Origin of the sequence: Rathayibacter sp. YIM 133350, assembly GCF_037404875.1 — a bacterium.
GTDB lineage: Bacteria > Actinomycetota > Actinomycetes > Actinomycetales > Microbacteriaceae > Orlajensenia.
In genome coordinates this window covers 46,305-73,190 of record NZ_JBBELO010000024.1, presented here as the reverse complement: position 1 = coordinate 73,190, position 26,886 = coordinate 46,305, and the positions used below count along the sequence as shown (strand labels likewise).

Here is a 26,886-nt window from a genome sequence, read left to right as displayed (position 1 = left end):
GGGCGGTGGGGCGGCGGGTGTGCCGCTGGTCCTGCGTTTTGCGCGCGCCCCGGCGGCCGCCGCGAGCGCAACGCGGCGGGCGCTACCCGCGCGTCAGGGCGCTGATGAGGCGCAGGATGCTCGGAAGGTCGTCGGCGGCCGCCTCGGGGGTCGCGGGGGAGAAGCCCGCGATCGTGGCGCCGACGAGGGTGAACCGCGCCCGCACCGCGGCGATGAGCGACGTGAGCGCCTCGACGGTCAGCCCGAACGGCAGCGGGTAGTCCAGGCCCTCGATGACGGCGGGGTCGAGCACGTCGAGGTCCACGTGCACGTAGACCTCCGACGCGCCGGTTGCGGCCAGCGCCTCGAGCAGGGCGTCGGCGTCGCCCAGTCGGTCGACGTCGAGGCACGGGATGCTGCGCTCGGCGATCACCTCGGCCTCGGCGGGGTCGACGTCACGGATGCCGGCGAGCACGAGCCGCTCGCTCGAGACCCGCTGCCCTGCGGGCGGAACGAGACCCTCCGCCCCTTCGCCCATGAGCGTGCGCAGCACCATGCCGTTGAACGCGCCGGAGGGGCTGGACTCCGGGGTGTTGAGGTCGGGATGCGCGTCGAACCAGAGCACCGCGGCATCCGGATGCGCTGCGAGGCTGTGCTCGATGGCGCCGAGGGAGACGGCGCAGTCACCGCCGATGGTGAGCGCCGTACCGTCGACCCCGCTCAATTCCGCGAGCAGGTTCTGCTTGATGTGCAGCACGGATGAGTAGCGCCGCACTCCGGTGTCGAGCGACTCACCGGCTCCCACGGGCACGTCGACGAGTCGGGTCGCCGACGAGGGGAGATCGCCCCTGATCGCCTCCGCCCCGTCGATCAGGCGCATCGCACGCGCAGAGATCGAGCCCTGCCACTCGGGAACCACGACGAACGTTGCCGGCATGTGATCAGTATGCCGTCACGGGGTGCTGCCCGCGCGGCGGTGAGCGACTCCGCCGAACACGGCATGCCTCATCCCTTGACACCGGTCAGGGTGATGCCCTCGACGAAGACGCGCTGGGCGAAGAAGAAGATCAGCACCACGGGAATCGTCACGAGCATGGTCATGGCCATCGTGAGGCCCCAGTCCGTGCCGTGGATGCCGCGGAACGACGCGAGGCCGTACGCGACCGGCCACGACGACGGGTTCTCCGAGGTATACAGCAGCGGGCCGTAGTAGTCGTTCCACGAGTGGAAGAACATGAAGATACCCGTCGCTGCGATGCCCGGCCGCGCCATGGGCACCACGACCCGCGTGAGCACGCCCCACTCGCCGTTGCCGTCGATGCGCGCGGCATCCGAGTACTCGCTCGGGATCGTGAGGAAGAACTGCCGCAGCAGGAAGATCGAGAACGCGTCGCCGAGCAGGTTGGGCAGGATGAGCGGCCAGAGCGTTCCGGTGAGGCCCAACTGCGACCACATCACGTAGATCGGGATGGCGGTCACCTGCGGCGGCAGCAGCATCGCGATGATGATCGCGGTGAACAGCACGTTCGCCCCGCGGAAGCGGATCTTGGCGAGCACGTACGCCGCCGGCACGCTCGAGACGAGCGTGAACACCGTGGCGAGCACCGCGTAGAGCGCCGAATTCGCGAACCAGAGCGCGAGCGGAACCTCCGTGAAGACCCGCACGTAGTTCTGCCACTCGAACGGATCGGGCCAGAGGGATGCGGTCAGCGTCTGCCGCGACGACATCAGCGATGTGGTGAAGACGAACAGGATCGGGGCCACGAAGGCGATGGCGAGCGCCACGAGCAGGGCGTGCTCGGCGACCCAGGAGAGCAGACGGCGAGCGCTCATGCTGTGGTGTTCTCGGGGGTGAAGGCGCGGAACCGGCGCAGGAGCACGACGAGCAGCACGCTCGCGATCAGGAAGAGCAGCACGGCCAGCGCCGAGGCGTAGCCGAGTTGGTAGTTCGCGAAGCCGCGCACGTACAACCACTGCGTGTAGGTGAGCAGCGAATTGTCGGGGTAGCCGAGGTTGGCGCCCGTGCCCTCTCCGATGATCGCCTTGCCGCTCGCGACGCCCGACGCGACGGCCGCCTCGGTGAAGTACTGCAGGGCGGCGATGACGCCCGTGACCACGGCGAACATCAGCACGGGACGGATGTTGGGAAGGGTCACGTAGCGCACCTGCTGGGCCCCGGTGGCCCCGTCGAGGGCGGCCGCCTCGTACTGCTCGCGCGGCACGTCGAGCAGGGATGCCAGGAAGATGACCATGATGTCGCCCATCACCCAGATGCCGAGGATGACGAGCGAGGGCTTCGACCAGTCGGGGTCGTTGAACCAGAGCGGTCCGTGGATGCCGACGGCTTTCAGAATCTGGTTGACGGGCCCGGTGCCCGGGTTGAACAGGAACACGAATGCGACGACCGATGCGACGGGCGGAACGAGGGCGGGCAGGTAGAAGATCGTTCGCCACACTCCGGATGCGCGCTTGGCCCGCACGAGCAGGCCCGCGATTCCCAAGGCGAAGACGATCTTGATGGGCACGAGGAACACGACGAACCAGAGCGTGTTCAGGGTGGCCACCCACACCTTCGGATCCTGGGTGAACAGGTAGGAGTAGTTGCGCCATCCGATCCACTCCGGGGCGGAGACCAGGTCGTAGCGCGTGAACGAGTAGTAGATCGAGGCGATGAGCGGGTAGACGAAGAAGATCGCCAACCCCGCGACGGCGGGCGCGAGCATGAGCGCGATGGCCAGCGTGCGCCGGCGACGCCCACCACGGCCGCCACCCGCCGCCGAAGCAGCGACTCCCCGGGCAGACGGCCGGGTTCGCAGAGCGGTCGTCATGGGTCAGGGCCCGCTGACCAGGGCGAGCTGGTCGTCGATCTGCTTGTCGACCCCGTCCAGTCCCTTCTGCAGGTCGCTGACGGAGCCGTTCTGGTAGGTGTTCCAGAAGTCCTGGAACGTCTGCTGGTAGCCGGCTCCCAACGGGCTCGGCGGTGTCGTGGCCGAGTGGGGGTTGTCGAGGATGTCGAGGAAGGTCTTGAACTGCTCGCTCACCTGCAGGTCGGGGCTCTTCAGGGCATCGGCCGTTGTCGGTGCGTTCTTGAGGCCGTTGGAGAGCTTGACCACCGCATCCGTGTCGGTGGTGAGGTACTTCAGCAACGCCCAGGCGAGCTCCGGATGCGTGGAGCCCTTCGAGATGCCGGCGATGTTGCCCGTCACATAACCGCCGCCGTACAGGTCGGTGTTCTCGTCGGCGGTGGGGAAGGGCGCAGTGCCGTACTGCAGGTCGGGAGCCTGGTCGTCGATGAAGGCCGTGCGGTACTCGCCGTCGAGGTTCATGGCGACGGTCCCGTTCTGGAAGGCGTTGTCGGCCGAGAACTCCTGCCCGAGCCCCGAAGTGAAGGCGTTGAGCTTGTCGTAGCCGATCGCGTCGACGAAGTCCTTCTGCCACTGGATGAGGCCGTTCCAGCTGCCGGAGGAACCGATGGCGCTCTTGCCGTCGTCCTTCAGCCACTGCGCACCGGCAGCCGGGCCGTAGTGGGCGGCCGAGTTCTCATACCAGCCCATCATCGGATCGAAGCCGAGGGTCTTGATGCTGCCGTCGGGGTTGTACGTGGTCAGCTTCGTCGCCATCTGCTCGAGCTCGCTCAGCGTCTTCGGCGGAGCGGTGTATCCCGCATCCGCGAGAAGGGTCTTGTTGTAGTAGAGCCCGTAGACGTCGGCGAGCACCGGCATCGAGCAGCGCACGCCGTCGAACTCCGTGTAGCTGCGCACGGTGTCGGAGAACTGCGAGAGGTCGACCTTGTCGCGCTTGATGACGTCGGTGAGGTCGCGGAAGGCGCCGGTGGAGCAGAAGTTGCCGACGATGTCGGTGGAGTAGCTCATGCCCAGGTCGACCTTGCTGCCGGTCGCGATGGCCTTCCGCAGCTTCTCGTCGTCCTGCCCCGAGTGCACGTCGACCTTCACGCCCGGGTTCGCCTTCTCGAAGTCGTCGACGACCGACTGGATGACCTTCGCCTCCCGGTCCGAGAAGAAGTGCCAGAACGAGACCGTGCCCGAGAGCTTCGTCGGAGTGCTCTTCTCGAAGCCGGAGCCGCCGGAGTTCGGGCTGCAGCCTGAGAGCGCGAGCGCCGCGCACGCCGCGACGACGGTGATGGCCAGTGCTGCTCGCCGTGATCGGTTCATCTTCGTGTCCTTCGCATCGAGAGGGGGTTTCGTTCCCGGGTGCCCGGGGTCGTTCAGGTGACGAGGGCGTTCACGTCGTCCAGGAGTGCGGCCCGCAACTCGGCTCCGAGCCGGCTGCGTGCCCCGCGGAGCACCGGATGCTCCGAGACGGCGGTGGCGACGACATCGGGTGACCACCGCGTCGTGCGGCGGATCATCGTGCGCACGAGGTCCGCGAGTGCCTCGCCGCCGCCCGCGCCGGTCGGCCCGCCGAGCACGACGAGTCCCGGATCGGCGACGGCGAGCACGGGGACGAGGCCGACGGCGATGCGGCGGGCGAGTTCCGCGAGGGCCTCATTCCTGCGCTCGGCAGCCGCGAGTCGCTCGAAGCGCGCCTCGAGGGTGCGGCCCGCGACGCCGTGGGCCCTCAGCATCCTGCTGATCGCGCGGCCGCCGATGAGGTCCTGCAACTCGACGGCGGCGGGGTCGATGCCCGACGCCGCAGCCGGGATGGGCAGGTAGCCGATCTCACCCGCACCTCCGCCGGAACCGCGCACGATGGCTCCCGCGAGGTCGATCGCCAGGCCCAGGCCGCTCCCCATCCAGAGCAACGCGAAGTCGGTCGTTCCCGCGCCGGCGCCCTGCGTGCGCTCGGCGACGGCGGCCAGGTTCACGTCGTTCTCGATCGTGACCTGCCGATGCAGTGCCGCCTCGAGCGTGCTCCGGATGCGACGTCGCGGCCAGCCGGGCAGCGCCTCGGCGAAGGCGAGTTCATCGGTCCGGGGGTCGATCGCCCCCTGCACGCCGACGAGCAGGTGCCGAACGGAGGACGGATCCACATCCGCAGCTTCGGCAGCCGCCCGGATCGACCACTCGAGGTCGCCCGATGCGGCGCGGGTCGCGGTGTTCTGGCGTGCCGGGCGCTCGACGATGGGGTGTTCCGTGCCCGCCGCATCCACGAGGCTCGCGCGGATGGTGGTCGCCGTCACGTCGACGGCGACGCCATAGCCGCGCTCGAGCCGCGCGGCGTAACTCGCGGCGTTCGGTCCGCGGCCCCCCGAGACCTCGCCGACGGCTCGGATGAGCCCGGCCTGCTCGAGCCGTGCGACGATCTGGGAGGCGGTGGGCTTGGACAGCCCCGAGAGTTCGCCGATGCGATTGCGGGTCAGCACGCCGTGATCGAGCAGCAGCGCCAGCGCTGTCCGGTCGTTGACCGCGCCGAGCCACTGGGGCGTGCCCTGCATCGTCTTGGCGCTCACACCGGCTCCCTCGGTCGACTTGCGAGGCGATGGACGAAACGTAACAGGAAACTTTCTTTTCAGAAAGAGCCCGAAACGCAATCGTTACCGGTGACGGAGCGCTCGTCGGAGGTGGCGGCCCTCGAACGACGGAAGCCCCGGCCATCGGCCGGGGCTTCTACGTGGTGCGCGCTGCGGCCGAGGCATCCGCGTGGATGCCCGAACCGGGCACATGGTGCCCCCGGAGGGATTCGAACCCCCGACCTTCGGTACCGGAAACCGGCGCTCTATCCCCTGAGCTACGGAGGCGCGAGAACGACAATACCCCATCGATCGCACCGCCAGCGCACCGCCGGCGCACCGGCCGGGGTGCTCCCGGGCCGGCCTCAGGGAAGGTGCGAGAGGGCGGCCTGAATGAGTTCCGCGGCGTCGCCCGGCTCGAAGAAGGCGACCGAGCGCGCGGTCAGCCAGTACCCGTTGCTGAACACCTGGGCCTCACCGGTTCCCCCGGACTGCGCGAAGAATCCGTCGACCGCCGGCGGGGTGCCGTAGGTCGGCACGGGTGTGAGCGAGGCGGCAGCGGCGGCGCGCAGCTTCGTCGTGGTCGCCTCGTCGGGCTTGGCCACCGCGATCTCGATGAGGTCGCCGCTGGTCTGGTTGCTCCAGCCGCAGGCGACGCCCTTGATGTCGACGGCCTTGCCGACGTCGCCGCCCGACGGGCTGTAGTCGGGAGCCGTGCCGAAGTTGGGGTTGAACGAGTAGACGTCGTCGGGGGTGAGCAGGGCGTCGCACGCGATGCCGACGGGGGTTCCGGATGCCTCGGGGTCGGCGGTGGGCGTCGGGGATGCCGAGGGCTCGGGCGATGCGCTCGCCGTGCTCGAGGAGCTGCGCGTCGGAGACGGCGAGGGCGTGGTGCCAGGCGTGGTGCATCCGCTGAGCAGGATCGCGGTGAGGGCGGCCGGCAGGGCGACCAGGAGCGGAAGGGAGCGGAGGCGCGGCATGGGCGACACCCTATCAACGCGGGGCAGCGCGCCCCGGGCGGCCCGCCGCACGCCCGGTAGGATGGTCGTTCGTGACTCCGCTCGAACTCTCGCAGGCCCTCTTCGACCAGCTCTCCCTGCTCGTCGAGCGACGCCGCACGGAAACGAGCGGTACCGAGAGCCCCGAGCCGTTCCAGCCCGCGCTCGACGACGTGACCCTGGAGCGCCCCAAGAATCGCGATCACGGCGACTGGGCCTCGAACGTGGCGATGAAGTTCGCCAAGCGCCTCGGCGTGAACCCCCGGGAGTTCGCCGCGGAGCTCGCCGACGGCATCCGCACCGTGCCGGGCATCGCGAGTGTCGAGGTCGCCGGACCGGGGTTCATCAACATCCGACTGGATGCGGCCGCGGCCGGGGCGCTGGCCCGCACGATCGTCGAGGCCGGGCCGCAGTACGGTCGCAGCGACACGCTCGCCGGTCGCCACATCAACCTCGAGTTCGTCTCGGCCAACCCGACGGGCCCGCTGCACATCGGGCACACGCGCTGGGCCGCGCTCGGCGACTCGATCGGCCGCGTCATGCGCGCCGCGGGTGCCGATGTCGCCAACGAGTACTACATCAACGACGCCGGCAACCAGATGGACAACTTCGGGCTCTCGGTGCTCGCGGCCGCCAAGGGCGACCCGACTCCCGAGGGCGGCTATCCCGGCCAGTACATCTCCGACCTCGCCGCGGCCGTGCTGCAGCGCGAGCCGAACCTGCTCGAGCTCGACGACGACATCGCGCTCCACACCGCGCGCGAGATCGCGTACGAGCTGCAGCTCGCCGAGATCACCGCGTCGCTCGCGCGCTTCAACGTGCACTTCGACGTGTGGACGAGCGAGCGCCGCCTGCACGCGAAGGACGAGAACGGCGTCTCGGCCATCGACACCGCCGTGGAGCGCCTGCGCGCCCAGGGCCATGTCTACGACGAGGACGACGCGGTCTGGGTGCGCACGAGGGACTTCGGCGACGACAAGGACCGCGTCATCCGTCGCGGCAACGGCGTCTATACCTACTTCGCCGCGGATGCCGCGTACTACCTCGACAAGGGCGACCGCGGCTTCGAGCACAAGATCTACCTGCTCGGCGCCGACCACCACGGCTACGTGCACCGGCTCAAGGCCCTTGCCGGCGCGGCGGGCGATGACCCCGAGCGCGACGTCGAGGTTCTCATCGGCCAGCTCGTCAGCGTCAACGGCGCCAAGCTCTCCAAGCGCGCCGGCAACATCATCGAACTCGACGACCTGCAGGCGTGGCTCGGAACGGATGCGCTGCGCTACACGCTCGCCCGTTACCCCGCCGATTCCCCGCTCACGATCGACCCCGAGATCCTGCGTCGCCGCACGAACGACAACCCCGTCTTCTACGTGCAGTACGTGCACGCGCGCACCACGGGCGTCGCCCGCAACGCGCTCGCCGCGGGCGTTGACCGCAGCGTCTTCGCTCCTGAACTGCTCGAGCACGAGAGCGAGTCGGCCCTGCTCGGCGCGCTGCAGGAGTTCCCGCGCATCGTCGCCCAGGCTGCCGAACTGCGCGAGCCGCATCGGGTTGCCCGCTACCTCGAGGAGGTGGCCGGTCTCTACCACCGCTGGTACGACACCTGCCGCGTCACGCCGCTCGGGGAGGAGCCCGTCGAAGACGTGCACCGCACCCGGCTCTGGCTGAACGACGCCGCCGGTGTCGTCATCCGCAACGGGCTCGACCTGCTCGGCGTCAGCGCTCCCGAACGGATGTGACATGAGCGCCTTCGCCGGAACGGATGCCGCCGCACCGCCTCGGCGGCGGCGCTGGCCCTGGGTGCTCGGCATCGCGCTCGTGCTCGTCGTCGCCCTCGTCGCGGCGTTCTTCATCGTCGATGCGACGCTGAGGGGAGTGGCCGAGACGCGCGTGCGCGACGAGATCGTGCAGCAGATTCCCGGCGCGTCTGCGGACGAGGTGCACGTGCAGATCGGCGGCGCGAGCGTGATCGCCCAGTACCTCTCCGGCCGGTTCGAGCGCATCGACCTCACCGGCTCCGGGGTGGAGGTCGGCGGCGTGAGCCTGAACGCGAAGGTGCGGGCCGAGGGAGTGCCGGTCGACACGTCGAAGCCCGTCGACACAGTGAAGGGCGTCGTGAACCTCGACGAGAAGGCCGTGAACGCCCTGCTCGCGGCGGCCGGCCGGAACGACACCGTCACGCTGGGAGCCGGCACCGTCACCTACGAGGTGACACGCACCTTCCTCGGCATCCCGCTCACCTTCACCGTCACGGCCGTGCCCACGGCAGCCGGCGACGCCATCACCTTCACTCCGAAGAGCGCCGAGGCCGCCGCAGGGGGAGTCTCCCTCGACGTCTCGAGCCTCGTCGACCAGGTCGTCTCGAGCGAGGGCTTCTCGGTCTGCATCGCCGATTCGCTGCCGCAGGGCGTCAGGCTCGACGACGTCACGGTGACGCCGAAGGCGCTCACGGCGGCCTTCTCCGCGCGCGAGTTCGTGCTGAAGGATGCCGGCACGACCGGCAGCTGCTGAGCGCGTCCGCGGGGCACGGGCGTCGAGCCGGGTCAGCCGGCAAGACCCGCCACGACGTTGACCGTCGCCGCCAGGATGACGGTGCCGAAGAGGTAGGAGACGATGCTCTGGCGTAGGGCCGTCGCCCGGATGTCACGGCTGCTGAGGTTCGTGTCCGAGACCTGGTACGTCATGCCGAGGGTGAAGGCGACGTAGGCGAAGTCGTGGTAGTCCGGCGCCTCGCCTCCGGGGAATTCGATTCCGCCCGGCACGTCGCCGTAGTAGAGGCGCGCGTAACGCAGCGAGAACAGCGTCTGCACCAGCGTCCACGTGGCGCCGATCGTGACGAGTCCGAGAAGCGGGATGCCGTACTGCTCGTCGCGCGTCGAGGAGTTGGCCGCGATCAGGATGATGATGACGATCACCACGCAGACCAGGCTCGCCAGCAGCACGAGCGTTTCGAAGAAGCCGCGGGCGGGATCATCGCGCAGGGCGTGCCTGCGGGTGCCATCGGCGTCCAGGCCGTGACCGACCTGCCAGCTCACCCAGACGAAGACGATGCAGGCGGCGCTCCAGCCGCTCATCAGCCCGAACTGCCACCGCGTGAGGCTGCCCACGATCGCTCCGACGAGGATGCCGATGATCGCCATCGCGTAGATGCGCACCTGGGTGTGGTGGATGATGCGGTGCAGGGCCATGTCGCCATGCTCTCACTGCGGCCACCGCACGGCGCTCGCCACGCGAGGGAGGCTGCGCTGTGTTGACCGCGGGGCGGCGGATTCGTGCGTCGCATCCCGGGCAGGCATAACGATTGACGCATATGGGCGTCACGGATTCGAAGCCCGCTGCGTGCGCTCTGTAGACTGCCGAGTGTTTTCACGCCCCGCCGACGGGGCCACGCGCGGCTTCAGGGGCCAATCCGGGTTCGCTCGCCGCGCAGATCGTCCACTCGTTTCGTTCACAGCGAGGAACCCGTGCCCAGCGCCCCCTCAGCACCCGCGTGGCTCCAGGCCCCGGCCGACGCCAACGCGCTCGCAACCGGCGTGTGGCCGGCATCCGCCGACCGCGACGAGAGCGGCAGGCTGCTGATCGGCGGTGTTCCGGCGACGGCGCTCGCCGGCCGCTACGGCACCCCGCTCTACGTGCTCGACGAGGCCGAGGTGCGCGCGCGGGCCGCGCGGGTGCTCGCCGCGTTCCGCAGCGCGTTCGCCCGCCTCGGCACGGATGCCGTGGTGTACTACGCCGGCAAGGCCTTCCTCAGCACCGACGTGGCGCGCTGGGTGAGTGAGACCGGGCTGAACATCGACGTCTGCAGCGGCGGGGAACTGGCCGTCGCCCTTGCGGCGGGGGTGGATGCCGCGCGGCTCGGCTTCCACGGCAACAACAAGTCGACGGCCGAGATCGAGCGGGCCGTCGCCGCGGGCATCGGCACCATCGTCATCGACAGCCGCATCGAGATCGACCGCATCGCGGAGGCTGCGGAGCGGGCCGGCCGCGTGCAGAACGTGCGCCTCCGGGTCAACAGCGGGGTGCACGCGCACACCCACGAGTTCCTGGCCACGGCTCACGATGACCAGAAGTTCGGCGTTCCCCTCGCCGACGCCGCCGAGTACGTCGCCCTCATCCGCGAACGCGAGAGCCTGCGCTTCCTCGGCCTGCACTGCCATATCGGCTCCCAGATCTTCGACGAGGGAGGCTTCAGCGAATCCGCCTCGCGACTGATCGCCGTGCACGCCGAATTGCTCGCCGGGGGAGAGGTTCCCGAGCTGAACCTCGGCGGCGGCTTCGGCATCGCCTACACGAGCGCCGATGACCCGACACCGATCGAGCAGATCGCGCTCGGAATGGCCGAAGCCGTCGGCGACGCCTGCGAACTGCACGGCATCCCGGTTCCCCGCATCGCGCTGGAACCCGGTCGCTACATCGTCGGCCCCGCCGGCGTGACGCTCTACGAGGTGGGCACCGTCAAACCCGTCGCCGTGGACGGCGGAGTGCGCACCTACGTCAGCGTGGACGGCGGTATGAGCGACAACGCCCGCCCCGCGCTGTACGGCGCCGATTACTCGGCCCGCATCGCCTCGCGCGTCTCGGATGCCCCTCCCGCGCTCGTGCGGGTGGCCGGCAAGCACTGCGAGTCCGGCGACATCGTCGTCGACGCCGACTACCTGCCGGGCGACGTGCGGCCGGGCGACCTGCTGGCCGTCGCGGCCACCGGCGCCTACTGCTTCTCGCTCTCGAGCAACTACAACTACCTGACCCGCCCCGCCGTCGTCGCCGTGCGCGAGGGAACCGCACGCCTTCTCGTGCGGCGCGAGACCGAAGAAGACCTGCTGAGCCGCGACCTCGGCGTCGAGAGGAATGAGCGCGCGTGATCGCCTACCGTTCCCTGCGCGTGGCCCTGCTCGGCGGCGGATCCGTCGGCGCCCAGGTCGCCAGGGCCCTGCTCGAGAACGCCGACGAGTTCGCCAACCGCGTCGGAGCGCGCCTCGAGCTCACGGGCATCGCGGTGCGCGACGTCGACGCTCCCCGCAGCGTGGCGCTGCCGCCGGAGCTGTTCACCACCGACGCCGAGCGGCTCATCCTCGGTGCCGACGTGGTGATCGAGCTCATGGGCGGTATCGAACCCGCCCGCTCCCTCGTGCTGATGGCGCTGGCCTCCGGAGCCGACGTCGTCACCGGCAACAAGGCCCTTCTCGCCACGCACGGCCCCGAACTCTTCGCCGCCGCCGAGCAGGTGGGCGCGCAGCTCTACTACGAGGCCGCGGTCGGGGGTGCCATTCCCATCATCCGGCCACTGCGCGAGAGTCTCGCGGGCGACCGGGTGCGCCGCATCCTCGGCATCGTCAACGGCACCACGAACTACGTGCTCGACCGCATGGACACGCACGGCGAGCCGCTCGCCCAGGTTCTGGCCGAAGCGCAGAGGCTCGGGCTGGCCGAGGCCGACCCCACCGCGGATGTCGACGGCTACGACGCGGCGCAGAAGGCCGCCATCCTCGCGGGGCTCGCCTTCCACATCGACGTTCCCGTCGAGTCCGTGCACCGCGAGGGCATCCGCAGCGTCACCCCCGACCAGATCGCGAGCGCGGCGAAGGCGGGCTACGTCGTCAAGCTGCTCGCCATCTGCGAGCGACTGACCGACGCCGAGAGCGGCGAGGACGGCGTCTCGGTGCGCGTCTATCCCGCGATGGTGCCGCGCGAGCACCCGCTGGCCGCGGTGCGCGGTGCGAACAACGCCGTCTTCGTCGAGGCCGAGCTGGCCGGGAGCCTCATGTTCTACGGCGCCGGAGCGGGCGGCGTCGAGACCAGCTCCGCCGTTCTCGGCGACCTCGTCTCGCTGGCCCGCCGCCACGTCGTCGGCGGCCCGGGGGTCATCCCCTCCAAGCACGCCGATCTGCCGGTGCTGCCGATCGGCCGGGTGCTCACGCGCTACGCCGTCACCCTGCAGGTCAAGGACGAGCCAGGAGTGCTCGCCGCGATCGCGCAGGTCTTCGCCGACCACGGGGTCTCGGTCGAGACGGTCGAGCAGTCCCTCGTTCGACAGGGCGTCGACGGGGCCGTGCTCGTCATCGGAACACATCGGGCGCGCGAGGCCGACCTCGCCGCGACCGTCGAAGCCCTCACCGCCCACCGCGTCGTCGCCCGCGTCGCATCCGTCCTCCGAGTCGAAGGAGCATGATCCACACATGAGCACAAACCAGGCCCGAGCCTCGCGACAGTGGCGCGGGGTGCTGCGCGAATACTCCGACCGCCTCGACGTGACGGATGCCACGCCCGTGGTCACCCTGGGCGAGGGCGGCACGCCGCTCATCCCCGCCGCGGCGCTCTCGGCCCGCACCGGAGCCAACGTGTGGATCAAGTTCGAGGGCATGAACCCCACGGGCTCGTTCAAGGACCGCGGCATGACGATGGCCATCTCGAAGGCCGTCGAGCACGGGGCCCAGGCGGTCATCTGCGCCTCGACCGGCAACACCTCGGCGTCGGCCGCAGCCTACGCGACCCATGCCGGCATCACGGCGGCTGTGCTCGTGCCAGAGGGCAAGATCGCGATGGGCAAGCTCAGCCAGGCCATCGCGCACAACGCCCGCCTGCTGCAGGTGGCCGGCAACTTCGACGACTGCCTCGACATCGCCCGCGAGCTCGCGACGGGTTACCCCGTGCACCTCGTGAACTCCGTGAACAACGACCGCATCGAGGGCCAGAAGACCGCCGCCTTCGAGGTCGTCGAGGTGCTCGAGGAGGCGCCGGACTTCCACCTGCTGCCCGTTGGCAACGCGGGCAACTACACCGCCTACCACCGCGGCTACCGTGAGGAGCTCGCGCGGGGCGTCACCACGAAGCTGCCGCGCATGTTCGGCTTCCAAGCCGCGGGCAGCGCGCCCATCGTGCTCGGCCACGTCGTGACCGACCCCGACACCATCGCGAGCGCCATCCGCATCGGCAAGCCCGCCTCGTGGGAGCTGGCCATCGCCGCCCGGGAGGACAGCGACGGCTACTTCGGCGCGATCGATGACACCCGCATCCTCGAGGCCCACCGCATCCTCTCGGCCGAGGTCGGCATCTTCGTCGAGCCCGCGTCGGCCATCGGCGTGGCGGGGCTGCTCGAGCAGTCGGCAGCCGGCGTGATCCCCGCCGGCGCGACGGTCGTCATCACCGTGACCGGGCACGGGCTGAAGGACCCGCAGTGGGCGCTGCGCACCCCCGACGGATCCGACGTGCAGCCCGAGCGCGTCGGCGCCGACACCGGCGAGGTCGCCGACATGCTCGGACTGGTTCGGGCATGACGGCAGAGCTCCCGGTGAGCCTCGTCGGTCGGCGCGTGCATGTGCGCGTGCCGGCCACGAGTGCGAACCTCGGTCCGGGGTTCGACACGCTCGGCCTCGCGCTCGCCCTGTACGACGACCTGAACGTCGAGGTGATCGATGCGGGCATCGAGGTGAGGGTGCACGGCGTCGGTGCGGGCGAGGTGCCCACGGATGCCTCCCACCTCGTGGTGCGCTCCATCGCGCACACCTTCGCGCGCTACGGCTACGCCCTGCCCGGCCTGCGGCTGGAGGCGACGAACGCCATCCCGCACGGTCGGGGCCTCGGCTCCTCCGGAGCGGCCATCGTCGCCGGAGTCATGGCGGCGACGGGCCTGCTCGCGGGCATCGTCGAGATCGGCGAGAACGACGCCCTCGCGATCGCGACGGAACTCGAGGGCCACCCCGACAACGTGGCCCCCGCGCTGTTCGGCGGTCTCACCATCGCGTGGGTGACGCCCGAGGGGCCCCAGCACAAGAAACTCATGGTTCACCGCGGGGTCTCCCCGGTGGTCTTCGTGCCCGAGCACGTCATGTCGACGGCCCTGGCCCGCAGCCTGCAGCCGCTCTCGGTTCCCCATGAGGATGCGGTCTTCAACGTCTCGCGCTCCGCCCTGCTCGTGGCCGCGCTCATCCAGAGCCCGGAACTGCTCGTGGCGGCCACCGAGGACAAGCTGCACCAGAACTACCGGGCGGCCGCCATGCCCGAGACGAACCGGCTCATCACGGCATTGCGGGCCGAGGGCTTCGCGGCCGTCGTGTCGGGTGCCGGGCCCTCGATCCTCGTTCTCGGCAGCGACCCGAGCCAGCGCCTCGGCGCCGCGGAACTGGTCGCGCGCGAGTCGGAGACGCCGTGGCAGGCGCTGCTGCTCGCGGTCGATTTCAAGGGGGCGACACTGGACTGACCCCTCCTCGGGGTGTCAGATGCACCACGGCGAGGATGGTAGAATCGTGAGTGCACTCGCCGATCAGCACAGCCAATCGGTTTCAGTCAGTGCGATTCCCGGCAATTGTCTGCTTTCACCCGCGCCAGACTCGCGCGTTCCTATCCATCGAATGCGTGAGCGCGCCGGTGACAGAACTCCCTGGAATCTTCCACTTCAGGGGAAGGACCCTATCCAAGTGACAGACGTCATCAACACCGAAACACCCACCGCGAACCGCTCACAGCTGACGGCGATGCGCGTGGCAGAACTGGCCGCACTGGCCACCGAACTCGGCGTGCTCGGCGCGGCGAAGCTGCGTAAGGGAGAGCTGATCGACGCGATCAGCGACGCCCAGGCGCGCGGCGCCGGCGCGACCCCGACGCTCGACGAGCAGGCGCCCGCCGCTCCGACCGATGCCGCAGCTTCTGCGCCGGCCGCCGATGCCGTGAGCGTGCCCACCGAACTGCCTCTCGAGGCCCCGGCCGACGCATCCGTCGAGGCTCCCGCCGCAGCCGAGCCCGCCGCAGCCCAGCCCGCGGCTGACGCCGCCACCGCCGCGCCGATCACGCGCACCCGTGGATCGCGCCGCGTGCAGGTCACGAGCGCCGGATCGCACGTCAACACGAACGGCGGAACCGGACTGGACAGCCTCGTGCCTGCCCTCGACGCCGTGGCCGCCCGCAACAACGGCGAGTCCCGCAAGGCCGACCGCGCAGGCGCCGAGCGCTCCGGAAGCGAGCGCCCCACTACCGAGCGTGCCGACGCGGCGCAGGCGCCCGCATCCGCCGACGAGGAGGCCGGCGACAGCGCCAAGGCAGAGCAGCAGCCCGCAGAACGCCAGCCTCGCGGACGCGGCCGCAACCGCAACCGCGGTGGCGACAAGGGCCAGAACGGCCAGGGCGGCCAGGCTGCCCAGAACGCCCAGAACGGCCAGGCTGCCCAGAACGGCCAGGCTGCCCAGAACGGTCAGTCGGCCCAGAACGACGGCCAGGGCCGCCAGAACAACCAGAACAACCAGAACGCCCAGCAGGGCTCCGGGCAGCAGAACGGCCAGAACGGCCAGAACACGCCCTCGAGTGATGTCGCGGGCGACCAGCGCGCCGATGCCGACGACCGTCAGGGCCAGCAGGGCGAGGGCCGCTCCAACCGCAGCCGCTACCGCGACCGCAAGCGCCGGGGCGGCACGACGCAGGGCGATGACTTCGAGCCCGAGATCATGGACGACGACGTGCTCGTTCCCGTCGCCGGCATCCTCGACGTGCTCGACAACTACGCCTTCGTGCGCACGAGCGGTTACCTTCCGGGACCGAGCGACGTCTACGTCTCGCTCGGCCAGGTGAAGAAGTACAACCTGCGCAAGGGCGACGCCGTCGTCGGCGCCATCCGCCAGCCGCGTGAGAACGACGGCGGCGGCCGCCAGAAGTACAACGCCATCGTCAAGGTCGACTCGATCAACGGCCAGGGCGTCGAGGAGGCGGCGGCTCGCGTCGACTTCCAGAAGCTCACACCGCTCTACCCGCAGGAGCGCCTGCGCCTGGAGACCGAGCCGAACAAGCTCACCCAGCGCATCATCGACCTCGTCTCGCCGATCGGCAAGGGCCAGCGCGGCCTCATCGTCGCCCCGCCCAAGGCGGGCAAGACCATCGTGCTGCAGCAGATCGCCAACGCCATCGCCATCAACAACCCCGAGGTCCACCTCATGGTCGTGCTGGTCGATGAGCGCCCCGAAGAGGTCACCGACATGCAGCGCACGGTGAAGGGCGAGGTCATCGCCTCGACCTTCGACCGGCCGGCCGAAGACCACACGACCGTCGCGGAACTCGCCATCGAGCGGGCCAAGCGCCTCGTCGAGCTCGGCCACGACGTCGTCGTGCTGCTCGACTCGATCACGCGCCTCGGCCGTGCGTACAACCTGGCTGCTCCGGCATCCGGTCGCATCCTCTCTGGCGGCGTCGACGCGTCGGCGCTCTACCCGCCGAAGCGCTTCTTCGGTGCCGCGCGCAACATCGAGAACGGCGGCTCGCTCACCATCCTCGCGACCGCGCTCATCGAGACCGGTTCCAAGATGGACGAGGTCATCTTCGAGGAGTTCAAGGGCACCGGCAACTCCGAGCTGCGCCTCTCGCGCCAGCTCGCCGACAAGCGCATCTTCCCCGCCGTCGACGTGAACGCCTCCGGCACCCGCCGCGAAGAGATGCTCATGAGCGCCGACGAGGTCAAGATCACCTGGAAGCTGCGCCGCGCCCTCGCGGGTCTCGACCAGCAGCAGGCCCTCGACGTGGTGCTCGGTCGCCTCAAGGAGACGCAGTCCAACGTCGAGTTCCTCATGCAGGTCGGCAAGTCGATGCCGCAGGTCGGCAACGGCCACAGCGAGCGCTAGCGCCCGTTCCGTCGGGTCGGGTCGCGACGGCCCGCCTCCGCTGCCTTGCGCCACTTCGGCGGCCGTTGCGCCAGTTCAACTGGCGCAACGGGCCGCGAAGTGGCGCAGAGCGGATGCCGCCGCGGGCTGATGCCGCGACCCGGCCCGCACAGCCGCACGCCGCCAGTACGCTAGCCACAGGAGTTCTCACCATGTTCGAGTCGGTCAAGGTGCTTCTCGACGAGCACGCAGCACTGCAGGAGCAGCTCGCGGACCCCGCTGTGCACGCGGATGCCGCCCGGGCGAAGAAGATCAACCGGCGCTACGCGGAGCTCTCGCGCATCGTCGCGGCGAACACCGCCTGGCAGCAGGCCGGCGACGACCTCGCCGCCGCGCGCGAGCTCGCCAAGGAGGACGAGGCCTTCGCCGAAGAGGTGCCGGCGCTCGAGGAGCAGCTCGCCTCCACCCAGGAGAAGCTGCGGCGCCTGCTCATCCCGCGCGACCCGGATGACGGCCGCGACGTGATCATGGAGATCAAGGGCGGCGAAGGCGGGGCGGAGAGTGCGCTCTTCGCCGCAGACCTGCTGCGCATGTACCTGCACTACGCGGAGTCCAAGGGCTGGAAGACGGAGTTGCTCGAGCGCACCGAGAGCGACCTCGGCGGCTACAAGGACGTTCAGGTGGCCATCAAGTCCAACGCGACCGATCCGGCGCAGGGCGTGTGGGCGCACCTGAAGTACGAGGGCGGCGTGCACCGCGTGCAGCGGGTGCCGGCAACCGAGTCGCAGGGACGCATCCACACCTCGACGACCGGCGTCCTCGTCTTCCCCGAGGTCGACGAGCCCGAAGAGGTCGACATCAACCCGAACGACCTCAAGATCGATGTCTTCCGCTCCTCCGGCCCCGGCGGCCAGTCGGTGAACACGACCGACTCGGCCGTGCGCATCACCCACCTTCCGACCGGCATCGTCGTCTCGATGCAGAACGAGAAGAGCCAGCTGCAGAACCGTGAGGCCGGCATGCGCGTGCTGCGCGCCCGGCTGCTCGCGCGCCAGCAGGAGGAGGCCGCTGCCGTGGCCTCGGATGCCCGCAAGAGCCAGATCCGCACGATGGACCGCTCGGAGCGCATCCGCACCTACAACTTCCCCGAGAACCGCATCGCCGATCACCGCACCGGCTACAAGGCGTACAACCTCGACCAGGTCATGAACGGAGCGCTCGAGCCCATCATCGACTCGGCGATCCAGGCCGACGAAGAGGCCCGCCTGGCCGACATCGGCGACCAGGGCTGAGCCCTCCCGGTCGGTCCGCGGCGCTCAGTCCTCGTGCACGACGTTGCGCGCCGTCTCCGTCACGTCGTCGGTCGCCCGCTGCGTGATGGCCGGAACGCCGAGCAGCAGCGAGTGCGGCGCGCAGCCCTTCGTCACCACGGCATTGGCGCCGACCGTCGACCAGGCGCCCAGTGTGATGTCGCCGAGCACCTTCGCGCCGGCGCCGACGGTCACGCCGTCTTCGAGCGTCGGATGCCGCTTCTCGCCCCGGCGGTGGGTGTGGCTCTTCCCACCGAGCGTGACGCCGTGGTACAGCATCACGTCGTCGCCGAGCACGGCGGTCTCGCCGATGACGACGCCTATGCCGTGGTCGATGAACAGCCGCCGCCCGATCCGGGCGCCCGGGTGGATCTCGACCCCCGTGAGGAAGCGGAGCAGCTGCGAGAGCAGGCGCGCGGGCAGGTGCCAGCCGCCGACCCACAGCCGGTGGGCGAGACGGTACCCCCACACCGCGTGCACGCCGGAGTAGGCCAGTGCGACCTCCACCGCCGACCGCGCCGCCGGGTCGTGCGATCTCGCCGTCGCGATGTCTTCACGCAGCGCGACGAAGAAGCTCATGGCCCCAGCCTACGAGCCGCGCACGGATGCGGGCGCCACGCCGCATCCCTCAGTCGAGCAGCCCCTCGAAGAGCACGGTGGAGAGGTAGCGCTCGCCGTAGCTCGCGACGATGACCACGATGGTCTTCCCCGCGTTCTCGGGCCGCTGAGCGAGCTCGACGGCGGCCGTCACCGTCGCGCCGGAACTGATGCCGGCGAGGATGCCCTCCTCTTGCGCCAGGCGGCGGGCCATCGCGACCGACTGGTCGATGTTCACGTCGATGATCTCGTCGTAGACCTCGCGGTCCAGGATCGCGGGCACGAAGTTGGCCCCGATGCCCTGGATCTTGTGCGGCCCGGGGGCGCCGCCGTTCAGGATCGGCGATTCCGCCGGTTCGACGCCCACAATGAGCACTTCGGGCTTGCGCTGCCTGAGCACCTGACCGGTGCCGGTCAGCGTTCCGCCGGTGCCGATGCCCGAGACGAAGATGTCGACGTCGCCGTCGGTGTCCTCCCAGACCTCCACGGCGGTCGTGCGGCGGTGGATCTCGGGGTTCGCGGCGTTCTCGAACTGGCGCGCGAGCACGGCGCCCGGCGTCTCGGCCACGATCTGCTCGGCCCGCTGAACGGCGCCGCGCATGCCCTCCGAGCCCGGCGTGAGCACGAGCTCGGCCCCGTACGCCCGCAGCAGTGCGCGTCGCTCGGTGCTCATGGTCTCGGGCATCGCGAGCACGACGCGGTATCCGCGCGCCGCCCCCACCATGGCCAGCGCGATCCCGGTGTTGCCGCTGGTTCCCTCGACGATCGTTCCGCCGGGCTTCAGCTCACCGGATGCCTCGGCAGCATCCACGATCGCCACACCCAGTCGGTCCTTCACGCTCGCCGACGGATTGTAGAACTCGAGCTTCGCCAGCACGGTGGCGCCGGCGCCGTCGGTGACCCGGTTCAGGCGCACGAGGGGAGTACGACCGACGACGTCGGTGATGCTGGCGTAGATCTGCGGCATGGGAAGGCCCTTCGAGAGGCGAGCGTCGGGGAGAGTCTCGGACAGCGATCAGCCTAGGGCCGAGGGCCCGGGAACGCCCGCTCTCACAGGCGAGTACGTTACATTCCCTCACGTGAATATGCCGCAGGGTGAAACGCCCCTCTCGCTCGTGAGAACGGATGCCGTCGCTCGGCTCGCCGCGGCCGGCATCGCCTCGGCCGACGTCGACGCGGAGTTGCTCATCGGCCACGTGCTCGGACTCAGCAGGGGAGCAGTGCAGGCGCGCATCGTCATGGGCGCCGTCGCGTCGGCCGAACAGGCGGAGGGCATCCTCGCGCTCGTCGATCGACGGGCGGCCCGCGAGCCGCTGCAGCACATCACCGGCCGCGCCCCCTTCCGCGGCCTCGAGTTGCACGTCGGTCCCGGCGTCTTCGTGCCGCGCCCCGAGACGGAGCTTCTCGCGCAGCTGGCCATCGACGCGCTGCGCGCCGACGGTAAGCCGGAGCCGATCGCGGTCGACCTCGGCACCGGCAGCGGTGCGATCGCCCTCGCGCTCGCGACCGAGGTGCCGCACGCCCGGGTCTTCGCCGTCGAACTCTCGCCGGAGGCTCACGCATGGGCCGCACGCAATGTCGCCGAGTTCGGGGGCGGGAACACCACTCTCGTCCTGGGCGACCTCGGCGAGGCGTTTCCGGAGCTCGACGGCACGGTGAGCGTCGTGGCGTCCAATCCGCCCTACGTGCCTGCGGACGCGGTCCCCGAGGACCCGGAGGTCGCCCGCCACGATCCCGCCCTCGCGTTGTACGGCGGTCCGAGCGGACTCGACGTGATCACCGCCCTCGCCGACACGGCCTGGCGGCTGCTGCGCGCCGGTGGACTGCTCGTGATCGAGCACGCGGAACACCAGTCCGGGCCTCTCGCCGACCTGCTGCGGGCCCGCGGCTGGCACGCGATCGCCCACCACGCCGATCTGACCGGTCGCGACCGCGCCACGAGCGCCGTGCGCTGAGTCAGCCCTTGCCCGCGGCCTGCTTCTCCGCTTCCCGCTTGGCCGCTTCCGCCTCGCGCTTGGCCGCCTCCCGTTCACGCTCGCGCACCTTCTTGATCGCCTCGCGCTCGCGCTTGAGCGCCTCGCGCAGTCGCCCCTCGACCTCGCGTCGTGCCTTGGCCGCCTCGCGCACCGCCTTGTCGCGCGGAATCTCGAGGTCGGCCGGTTCGGAGGGCGACGGATCGGCGCCGGCCCTGCCGGCATCCCGTTGCGCGACATGGAACGCGACACCGTCCAGGATGCGGCCCAGTCCGAAGGCGAAGTCGTCGTGCCCGTCGTTCGGGTCGCCGGTGTAGGCGCCACCCGACACGATGGGGCTGAGGTGCGGGAAACGCTCGGGCGTCACCAACGCGGCCAGTGCGGCCGACTGTGCGGCGAAGTCGACCTCGCCGCCGCTGGGGCGGGTGCGGCTCATGTCGCGCTCGATGCCCGACATGGCACGGATGTAACTCGACAGCAGCAGGAGGGTCGAGATCTTCTCGTTCGCACTCAGCGGCAGCGCCTCGAGTTCGCCCAGCATCCAATCCGCCATGAGCAGCGTGTTGGGAGTCATCGGAACCCCCGAGGTCGGGATGTCGTTGAGCCAGGGATGCGCGCGGTACACCTGCCGGGCGGCGAGCGCCCAGCGCGTCACGCCCTCGCGCCACCCGGTCGATGAACCCTCCGCCGGCACCGGGACCTCCGATGCGGCATCCTGCATGAGCACGAGCAGGTCGTCCTTGCTCGTCACGTAGCGGTAGAGCGACATCGTCGTGTACCCGAGCGCGCCGGCCACGCGCGCCATCGACACCGCGGCGAGGCCTTCCGCGTCGGCGATCTCGATGGCGACCTCGACGATGCGTTCGATCGTGAGTTCGCGCTTGGGTCCCCGCTGCGGGTTCTCGGCGATTCCCCAGGCAATGCTCACGCCGCGGGGGAGGAGGTCCTCCGGTTCCGCCATGGCTGTCCTCCAGATGGCTGACGGCGTTCTTGACACGGACGCCGAAACTGTGTATCACTTAAACACCGTATACGTCATACACAGAATGTACGTCGTACACGAACTTTGACCACCATACACAGGAAGGACGATCGACATGACGGAATTCGCCATCGACGTTCGCGGGGTGCGCAAGAGCTATGGCGACTCCGTGGTGCTCGACGGAGTCGACCTGCGCGTTCGCCGCGGCAGCGTCTTCGCGCTGCTCGGACCCAACGGGGCCGGCAAGACGACTCTCATCAACATCCTCTCGACCCTCACCCGGCTCGACGGGGGAGAGGCCTTCGTCGCGGGATGCGACGTCTCGGCCGATCCCGACGGCGTGCGCGAGGCCATCTGCGTCACCGGCCAGTACGCGGCCGTCGACGCGGTCCTCACCGGGGAGGAGAACCTGCGGATGCTCGCGCGCCTCTCGGGGTTCGGAGCCGCCGCCGCTGCCGAGCGCGCACGGGAACTTCTGGCCGCGTTCGACCTGGGCGACGCGGCGGGCAAGCGGGTGAAGGACTACTCAGGCGGCATGCAGCGCCGGCTCGACATCGCGCTGGGACTCGTGGCCTGGCCCCCCGTCATCTTCCTCGACGAACCCACGACGGGCCTGGACACCCGCAGCCGTCAGGCGCTGTGGGCCATGATCCTCGACCTGGCGGCTGCCGGGACCACCGTGCTGCTCACGACCCAGTACCTCGAGGAGGCCGACGCGCTCGCCGAGCGCATCGCCGTGCTCGACAACGGGCGCATCGTCGCGGAGGGCACCCCCGCACAGCTGAAGTCACGTGTCGGCGGCGACGTCGTGGAGCTGCGCTCCGCCGACGACACCGTCATCCGCGAGGCGCCGACCGACGGAACGCTCGCGGGCCTGCGCGTCGTGCTCGACGCGCTCAGCGCCGAAGGGGTTCCCGTCGGCACCTCCGTCGTCGTGCGCAAGCCGAGCATGGACGACGTCTTCCTCGCCCTGACTGGGCACTCCACCACCGAAGAGGAGATCGCAGCATGAGCACGACAACTCTCGCCCTGCCGGTCGGCGCCATCCGGCGCGCGAGCCGGCGCCCCGCCCGACTGACCACGACAGCCGTCATGATCACGCGCAGCCTGCGCCACACCGTTCGCAACGTCGACGCCCTCGTCATGGCGATCGTGCTGCCCACGATGCTCATGCTGCTGTTCACCTTCGTGTTCGGCAACGCCATCGAGCCCGGCGGAAACTACGTGAACTACGTGGTTCCCGGCATCATCCTGCTCTGCGCGGGTTTCGGCGCGTCCTCGACCGCCGTCGACGTGGCGGAGGACATGACGAACGGCATCATCGAGCGCTTCCGCACCATGCCGCTGCGGGCCATGAGCGTGCTGACCGGGCACGTGGTGGCGAGCCTCGTGCGCAACCTCGGCGCCACCGCGGTCGTCATCGCCGTGGCGCTCGCCCTCGGCTTCCGCCCCCGCGCGGATGTCGTGGCCTGGCTCGGAGCGCTCGGCGTGATCGCCCTGTTCATCCTCGCCATCACCTGGCTCTACGCCGCGATCGGCCTCGCCGCCCGCACCGTGGAGGCGGCGAGCGGCTACGGCTTCGCCCTGCTGTTCCTGCCCTACCTCTCGAGCGCCTTCGTGCCGACGGACACGATGCCCACCTGGCTGCGCTGGATCGCGGAAAACCAGCCCATCACTCCCATCATCGAGACGATCCGGGGCCTGCTCACGGGCACGGACACCGGGGCCAGCCCGTTCTGGGCGATCGGCTGGTCCCTGCTCATCATCGTGGCCGCCTATGTGTGGGGCGTCTGGCTGTTCGGCAGGCGAGCGGGCTCGCGCTGAGAACGGCCGGGTTCAGTCCTCGTCGTCGGCGAAGGACTGTACGGCCCGAACGAGCTCATCGGTATTGAAGCCGCCGTCGGGGGTGCGCACCAGATGGAAGGTGCGCATCCCCGCTTCGCCCGCCCCCCGGATGTTGGCGGCCGAATCGTCGACGAAGAAGGCGTCCTCCGGGCGCACGCCGAATCGACCCATGGCCCGGGTGTAGATGCGGCGCTCGGGCTTCCGCGCGCCGAGCACGGCCGAGATCAGGTCGTTGGTCCCCACGAGCTCTGCGACGTCGGGGGCGAGGGTCGGGAGCGCATCCTTGAAGATGATCGGGTTGTTCGAGAGCAGCGAAGCGGTGCCGAGCCGCGATGCGAGGGCGAGCGCCGCGACCGCCCCGTCGATGCGCGTCATGGCGGCGCTGCGGGCCTCGCACCACTGCTCGAAGCTCAGCGATGCTCCGGTCACGTCGTTGAACGCGGCGAGGTACTCCTCGGTCGTCGCGATCTCGCCGGCCTCGGCCGAGCGCTCGTAGCCGCCCGCCCACCAGGTGTCGGCGAGGTGGTACTGGCTGACGCCGGTGAGCTCCGAGAGCCGCGGAAGCCGTTTGCGGAAGTCGTAGTCGTACAGCGTCTTGTCACAGTCGAAGAAGAAGACGCGTCGGCTCATCACCCCAGTATCCCGCCTGCGCCGAGCGGCGTGTCAGGAGCCTTCAGGGTGGGCGACCTAGAATTGGGGCCGATGCCTGCACGCACCTTCGATCTCTCGGTCGAATCCGACCTGCTCACCGGGATGAGGCTCGCACGCGCCGCGATCGGCCGGGGCGAGCTCGTCGTTCTGCCGACCGACACCGTCTACGGTGTCGCAGCCGACGCCTTCACGCCCGCGGCCGTGCAGCGGCTGCTCGACGCGAAAGGGCGCGGCCGAACCTCGCCGCCCCCGGTGCTGATCCCGGGCATCCCGACGCTCGACGCACTCGCCAGCGACGTGCCTGCGCTGGTGCGCGATCTCGTCGAGGCCTTCTGGCCGGGCGGGCTCACGGTCATCGTGCGTTCCCAGCCCTCGCTTCAGTGGGACCTCGGCGAGACGCGGGGCACCGTCGCGCTGCGCATGCCGGCCGACAGGTTCGCCCTCGAGCTGCTGAGCGAGACGGGGCCGCTCGCGGTGTCCTCCGCCAACCTCACCGGGCATCCGTCGGCGCTCACGGCGGCGGATGCCGTGGCGATGCTCGGCGAGAGCGTCTCGGTCTACCTCGACGGGGGAGCGGCAGGGCAGGGCTATGGCACGAGCGGCGTGCCGACGGCCGCAGCCGGCTCGACCATCGTCGACGCGACCGACCTGCACGGGGCGGAGGGCCTGCTGCGCATCGTGCGCCAGGGCGTGATCGGGCGCGACGAGATCCACCGGGTCGCCGGCGACCTGCTCGCGCCCGCCGGTTCGGGGGTGCCATCGCCGTGACCCTCTTCGTCGTGCTCGCGTTCATCGCCGCGATCGTCACCTTCGGGCTCTCGATCGTCGTCCACAAGCTCAGCCTGCGCTATCGCCTCTACCCCAAGATCCGGGAACGCGACGTGCACACCACTCCGACTCCGCGCCTCGGCGGCATCGCGATGTTCATCGGCATCCTCGTCGCCCTCTGCACCGCATGGGCGTTCTCGGCGCAGTTCCCGCTGCTGCGGATCATCTTCAACGATCCGCAGCAGATCTTCGCCATCCTCGGAGCCGCCCTGCTCATCGTGCTCATCGGCGTCGCCGACGACATCTGGGACCTCGACTGGATGACCAAGCTCGCGGGCCAGTTCATCGCGGCGGGGCTCGTCGCCTGGAAGGGCGTTCAGATCTACTCGCTGCCCGTCGGGGGATTCACGACCGTGGGATCCTCATGGATGAGCGTGATCATCACCGTGCTCGCGATCGTGCTCGTCATGAACGCCATCAACTTCATCGACGGGCTGGACGGCCTCGTCGCGGGCGTCGCCCTCATCGCGAACGGCGTCTTCTTCCTCTACACCTACCTGCTCGTTCAGCAGACCTCCCCGACGAACTACTTCAACCTGGCCTCGCTCATCGCCGCGCTCGTCGTGGGTGCCTGCGCCGGCTTCCTGCCCCTGAACTGGCATCCGGCACGGTTGTTCATGGGGGATGCCGGCGCACTGCTCGTCGGCCTGCTCATGGCCACCTCCGCCATCGCGGTGACCGGACAGATCGACCCGCAGTCCATCAGCAACTCCCAGCTGCTTCCCGCCTTCCTGCCGATCCTGCTGCCCTTCGGGGTGCTCGTGATCCCGCTGCTGGATTTCGGGCTGGCCGTCGTGCGCCGCCTGCGCGCGGGGAAGTCGCCCTTCAGCGCCGACCGCCAGCACCTGCATCACCGCCTGCTCGACATGGGCCACTCGCACCTGCACGCGGTGCTGCTGTTCTACGGCTGGACGGCGGTGGTCTCCATCGGCTGCCTGCTCTACTTCGTGCTGCCGCTCTACTTCAACGTCATGACGTGGTGGGCGACCATCTTCCTCGTCGTCGGTTTCTTCGTCTGCACCGCTCTCACCCTCGCGCCGCTGAGCCGGCGCAAGGCCATCGAGGCGGTCAGCCAGTCCACCGAGCCGGATGCTCCCGGCGCGACCGACTCGGCCGTGCTCGACCCGCTCGATGAGGCATCCGAGGGCGTCATCGACCTCGACGACGACGGCATCCCCGACGACTACGACGTGGCAGCGCGCCTCGACACCAGGAGACCCTCATGAGCACCGCCCCCGCCTCGCCGACGCCGACCTCGAATCCGTTGCTGCGCCGCGCACTCATCTGGAGCGCACTTCTCGCGCTCGTGATCATGGTCGTCGGGGGCGTCGTCGGTTTCCTCGTGGCCGGGTGGTCCGGGGTGGCCAGCGCCCTCGCGGGTACGGCCATGGCGGTCATCTTCATGGGCATCACGGCAGGCAGCATCCTGCTGGCCAACCGCTTCGCGGGATCGGATATGTTCGTCGGCGCGTTCTTCGGCATCGTGATGGGCGGCTGGCTGCTGAAGCTCGTGCTCTTCGTCGTGCTCGTGCTCGTGCTGCGGGGCGCGCCCTGGATTCAGCCGATGGTGCTCTTCCTCAGCGTCGTGGCAGGCGTCATCGGATCCCTCGCCGTCGACGTCATCGTCGTCACGACTTCCCGGATGCCGTACGCGAGCGACGCTGTGCTTCCCGGCTCCCGTGCCGGCGGATCGCGTACTGACACCGAGGAATAAGGTATCGGCGCCCTCTGATTCG

General features: G+C 69.9%; 25 protein-coding genes and 1 tRNA gene. 14 read left to right on the top strand and 12 right to left on the bottom strand.

All coding sequences use genetic code 11. From position 1 onward, the window contains the following. Nucleotides 1–82: 82 nt before the first annotated feature. The 7 genes from WDJ51_RS07580 to WDJ51_RS07550 all read right to left on the bottom strand — a co-directional run bounded on the left by WDJ51_RS07580 (nucleotide 83) and on the right by WDJ51_RS07550 (nucleotide 6,369). The gene (locus WDJ51_RS07580) at nucleotides 83–916 is read right to left on the bottom strand and encodes an arginase family protein (RefSeq protein ID WP_337851828.1); all 834 of its coding nucleotides are present in this window, start codon (nucleotides 914–916) and stop codon (nucleotides 83–85) included. Nucleotides 917–984: 68 nt separating this feature from the next. Then, nucleotides 985–1,812 (bottom strand): carbohydrate ABC transporter permease, encoded by an 828-nt coding sequence (locus WDJ51_RS07575; RefSeq protein WP_337851827.1) that lies wholly within the window; start codon nucleotides 1,810–1,812, stop codon nucleotides 985–987. Next, nucleotides 1,809–2,807: a carbohydrate ABC transporter permease gene (locus WDJ51_RS07570; protein WP_337851826.1), complete on the bottom strand. Its 999-nt coding sequence runs from the start codon at nucleotides 2,805–2,807 to the stop codon at nucleotides 1,809–1,811. The genes WDJ51_RS07575 and WDJ51_RS07570 overlap by 4 nt, the downstream gene beginning before the upstream one ends. Before the next feature lie 3 nt (nucleotides 2,808–2,810). After that, nucleotides 2,811–4,151, bottom strand: a complete 1,341-nt coding sequence (locus tag WDJ51_RS07565; RefSeq protein ID WP_337851825.1) for an extracellular solute-binding protein — start codon at nucleotides 4,149–4,151, stop codon at nucleotides 2,811–2,813. Between the two features lie 53 nt (nucleotides 4,152–4,204). After that, nucleotides 4,205–5,389: an ROK family transcriptional regulator gene (locus tag WDJ51_RS07560; RefSeq protein WP_337851824.1), complete on the bottom strand. Its 1,185-nt coding sequence runs from the start codon at nucleotides 5,387–5,389 to the stop codon at nucleotides 4,205–4,207. A gap of 212 nt (nucleotides 5,390–5,601) precedes the next feature. Next, nucleotides 5,602–5,677: transfer RNA gene (locus WDJ51_RS07555), tRNA-Arg, on the bottom strand. 77 nt (nucleotides 5,678–5,754) lie between these two features. Beyond that, nucleotides 5,755–6,369 carry an iron ABC transporter ATP-binding protein gene (locus WDJ51_RS07550; protein ID WP_337851823.1) on the bottom strand — a complete coding sequence of 205 codons (615 nt, stop codon included), beginning with the start codon at nucleotides 6,367–6,369 and terminating at the stop codon, nucleotides 5,755–5,757. Nucleotides 6,370–6,440: 71 nt separating this feature from the next. Here WDJ51_RS07550 and argS point away from each other — a divergent pair, with 71 nt between their 5' ends. Continuing rightward, nucleotides 6,441–8,126 carry an arginine--tRNA ligase gene (gene argS / locus WDJ51_RS07545; protein WP_337851822.1) on the top strand — a complete coding sequence of 562 codons (1,686 nt, stop codon included), beginning with the start codon at nucleotides 6,441–6,443 and terminating at the stop codon, nucleotides 8,124–8,126. Nucleotide 8,127: 1 nt separating this feature from the next. Then, complete coding sequence (locus WDJ51_RS07540; protein WP_337851821.1) at nucleotides 8,128–8,898, top strand: LmeA family phospholipid-binding protein; 771 nt, start codon at nucleotides 8,128–8,130, stop codon at nucleotides 8,896–8,898. A 32-nt stretch (nucleotides 8,899–8,930) separates the two neighbouring features. Here WDJ51_RS07540 and WDJ51_RS07535 read toward each other — a convergent pair whose 3' ends face one another. Continuing rightward, complete coding sequence (locus WDJ51_RS07535) at nucleotides 8,931–9,575, bottom strand: DUF1345 domain-containing protein (RefSeq protein WP_337851820.1); 645 nt, start codon at nucleotides 9,573–9,575, stop codon at nucleotides 8,931–8,933. Nucleotides 9,576–9,851: 276 nt separating this feature from the next. Between WDJ51_RS07535 and lysA the strand changes: the two genes are divergently transcribed. The 6 genes from lysA to prfA all read left to right on the top strand — a co-directional run bounded on the left by lysA (nucleotide 9,852) and on the right by prfA (nucleotide 18,256). Next, nucleotides 9,852–11,249 carry a diaminopimelate decarboxylase gene (lysA, locus tag WDJ51_RS07530; RefSeq protein ID WP_337851819.1) on the top strand — a complete coding sequence of 466 codons (1,398 nt, stop codon included), beginning with the start codon at nucleotides 9,852–9,854 and terminating at the stop codon, nucleotides 11,247–11,249. Then, entirely contained in the window at nucleotides 11,246–12,556 is a 1,311-nt protein-coding gene (locus WDJ51_RS07525) for a homoserine dehydrogenase (protein WP_337851818.1), read from the top strand. Before lysA ends, WDJ51_RS07525 begins: the two co-directional genes overlap by 4 nt. Nucleotides 12,557–12,563: 7 nt before the next feature. Continuing rightward, complete coding sequence (gene thrC, locus WDJ51_RS07520; RefSeq protein ID WP_337851817.1) at nucleotides 12,564–13,661, top strand: threonine synthase; 1,098 nt, start codon at nucleotides 12,564–12,566, stop codon at nucleotides 13,659–13,661. Next, nucleotides 13,658–14,584 carry a homoserine kinase gene (thrB, locus tag WDJ51_RS07515; RefSeq protein ID WP_337851816.1) on the top strand — a complete coding sequence of 309 codons (927 nt, stop codon included), beginning with the start codon at nucleotides 13,658–13,660 and terminating at the stop codon, nucleotides 14,582–14,584. Before thrC ends, thrB begins: the two co-directional genes overlap by 4 nt. Before the next feature lie 217 nt (nucleotides 14,585–14,801). Further along, the gene (gene rho / locus WDJ51_RS07510; RefSeq protein ID WP_337851815.1) at nucleotides 14,802–16,985 is read left to right on the top strand and encodes a transcription termination factor Rho; all 2,184 of its coding nucleotides are present in this window, start codon (nucleotides 14,802–14,804) and stop codon (nucleotides 16,983–16,985) included. A 191-nt stretch (nucleotides 16,986–17,176) separates the two neighbouring features. After that, on the top strand, nucleotides 17,177–18,256 hold the full coding sequence (gene prfA, locus WDJ51_RS07505; protein WP_337851814.1) for a peptide chain release factor 1: 1,080 nt from the start codon (nucleotides 17,177–17,179) through the stop codon (nucleotides 18,254–18,256). Between the two features lie 24 nt (nucleotides 18,257–18,280). Here prfA and epsC read toward each other — a convergent pair whose 3' ends face one another. Further along, on the bottom strand, nucleotides 18,281–18,853 hold the full coding sequence (gene epsC / locus WDJ51_RS07500) for a serine O-acetyltransferase EpsC (protein ID WP_337851813.1): 573 nt from the start codon (nucleotides 18,851–18,853) through the stop codon (nucleotides 18,281–18,283). Between the two features lie 49 nt (nucleotides 18,854–18,902). Continuing rightward, entirely contained in the window at nucleotides 18,903–19,838 is a 936-nt protein-coding gene (gene cysK, locus WDJ51_RS07495; protein ID WP_337851812.1) for a cysteine synthase A, read from the bottom strand. A gap of 118 nt (nucleotides 19,839–19,956) precedes the next feature. Here cysK and prmC point away from each other — a divergent pair, with 118 nt between their 5' ends. After that, nucleotides 19,957–20,826 (top strand): peptide chain release factor N(5)-glutamine methyltransferase, encoded by an 870-nt coding sequence (prmC, locus tag WDJ51_RS07490; protein WP_337851833.1) that lies wholly within the window; start codon nucleotides 19,957–19,959, stop codon nucleotides 20,824–20,826. Nucleotide 20,827: 1 nt separating this feature from the next. Here prmC and WDJ51_RS07485 read toward each other — a convergent pair whose 3' ends face one another. After that, nucleotides 20,828–21,805: a TetR/AcrR family transcriptional regulator gene (locus WDJ51_RS07485; protein WP_337851811.1), complete on the bottom strand. Its 978-nt coding sequence runs from the start codon at nucleotides 21,803–21,805 to the stop codon at nucleotides 20,828–20,830. Between the two features lie 136 nt (nucleotides 21,806–21,941). Between WDJ51_RS07485 and WDJ51_RS07480 the strand changes: the two genes are divergently transcribed. Further along, nucleotides 21,942–22,838: an ATP-binding cassette domain-containing protein gene (locus WDJ51_RS07480; RefSeq protein WP_337851810.1), complete on the top strand. Its 897-nt coding sequence runs from the start codon at nucleotides 21,942–21,944 to the stop codon at nucleotides 22,836–22,838. Beyond that, nucleotides 22,835–23,650: an ABC transporter permease gene (locus WDJ51_RS07475; RefSeq protein WP_337851809.1), complete on the top strand. Its 816-nt coding sequence runs from the start codon at nucleotides 22,835–22,837 to the stop codon at nucleotides 23,648–23,650. Before WDJ51_RS07480 ends, WDJ51_RS07475 begins: the two co-directional genes overlap by 4 nt. Nucleotides 23,651–23,662: 12 nt before the next feature. On the opposite strand, the gene WDJ51_RS07470 is transcribed toward WDJ51_RS07475, so the two are convergent. Continuing rightward, complete coding sequence (locus WDJ51_RS07470) at nucleotides 23,663–24,301, bottom strand: HAD family hydrolase (protein ID WP_337851808.1); 639 nt, start codon at nucleotides 24,299–24,301, stop codon at nucleotides 23,663–23,665. A 72-nt stretch (nucleotides 24,302–24,373) separates the two neighbouring features. Here WDJ51_RS07470 and WDJ51_RS07465 point away from each other — a divergent pair, with 72 nt between their 5' ends. The 3 genes from WDJ51_RS07465 to WDJ51_RS07455 are packed head-to-tail and all read left to right on the top strand — an operon-like array spanning nucleotide 24,374 to nucleotide 26,864. Continuing rightward, nucleotides 24,374–25,090 (top strand): L-threonylcarbamoyladenylate synthase, encoded by a 717-nt coding sequence (locus tag WDJ51_RS07465; protein ID WP_337851807.1) that lies wholly within the window; start codon nucleotides 24,374–24,376, stop codon nucleotides 25,088–25,090. After that, entirely contained in the window at nucleotides 25,087–26,376 is a 1,290-nt protein-coding gene (locus WDJ51_RS07460) for an MraY family glycosyltransferase (protein WP_337851806.1), read from the top strand. Before WDJ51_RS07465 ends, WDJ51_RS07460 begins: the two co-directional genes overlap by 4 nt. Continuing rightward, entirely contained in the window at nucleotides 26,373–26,864 is a 492-nt protein-coding gene (locus WDJ51_RS07455) for a hypothetical protein (RefSeq protein WP_337851805.1), read from the top strand. The genes WDJ51_RS07460 and WDJ51_RS07455 overlap by 4 nt, the downstream gene beginning before the upstream one ends. Nucleotides 26,865–26,886 lie beyond the last annotated feature (22 nt).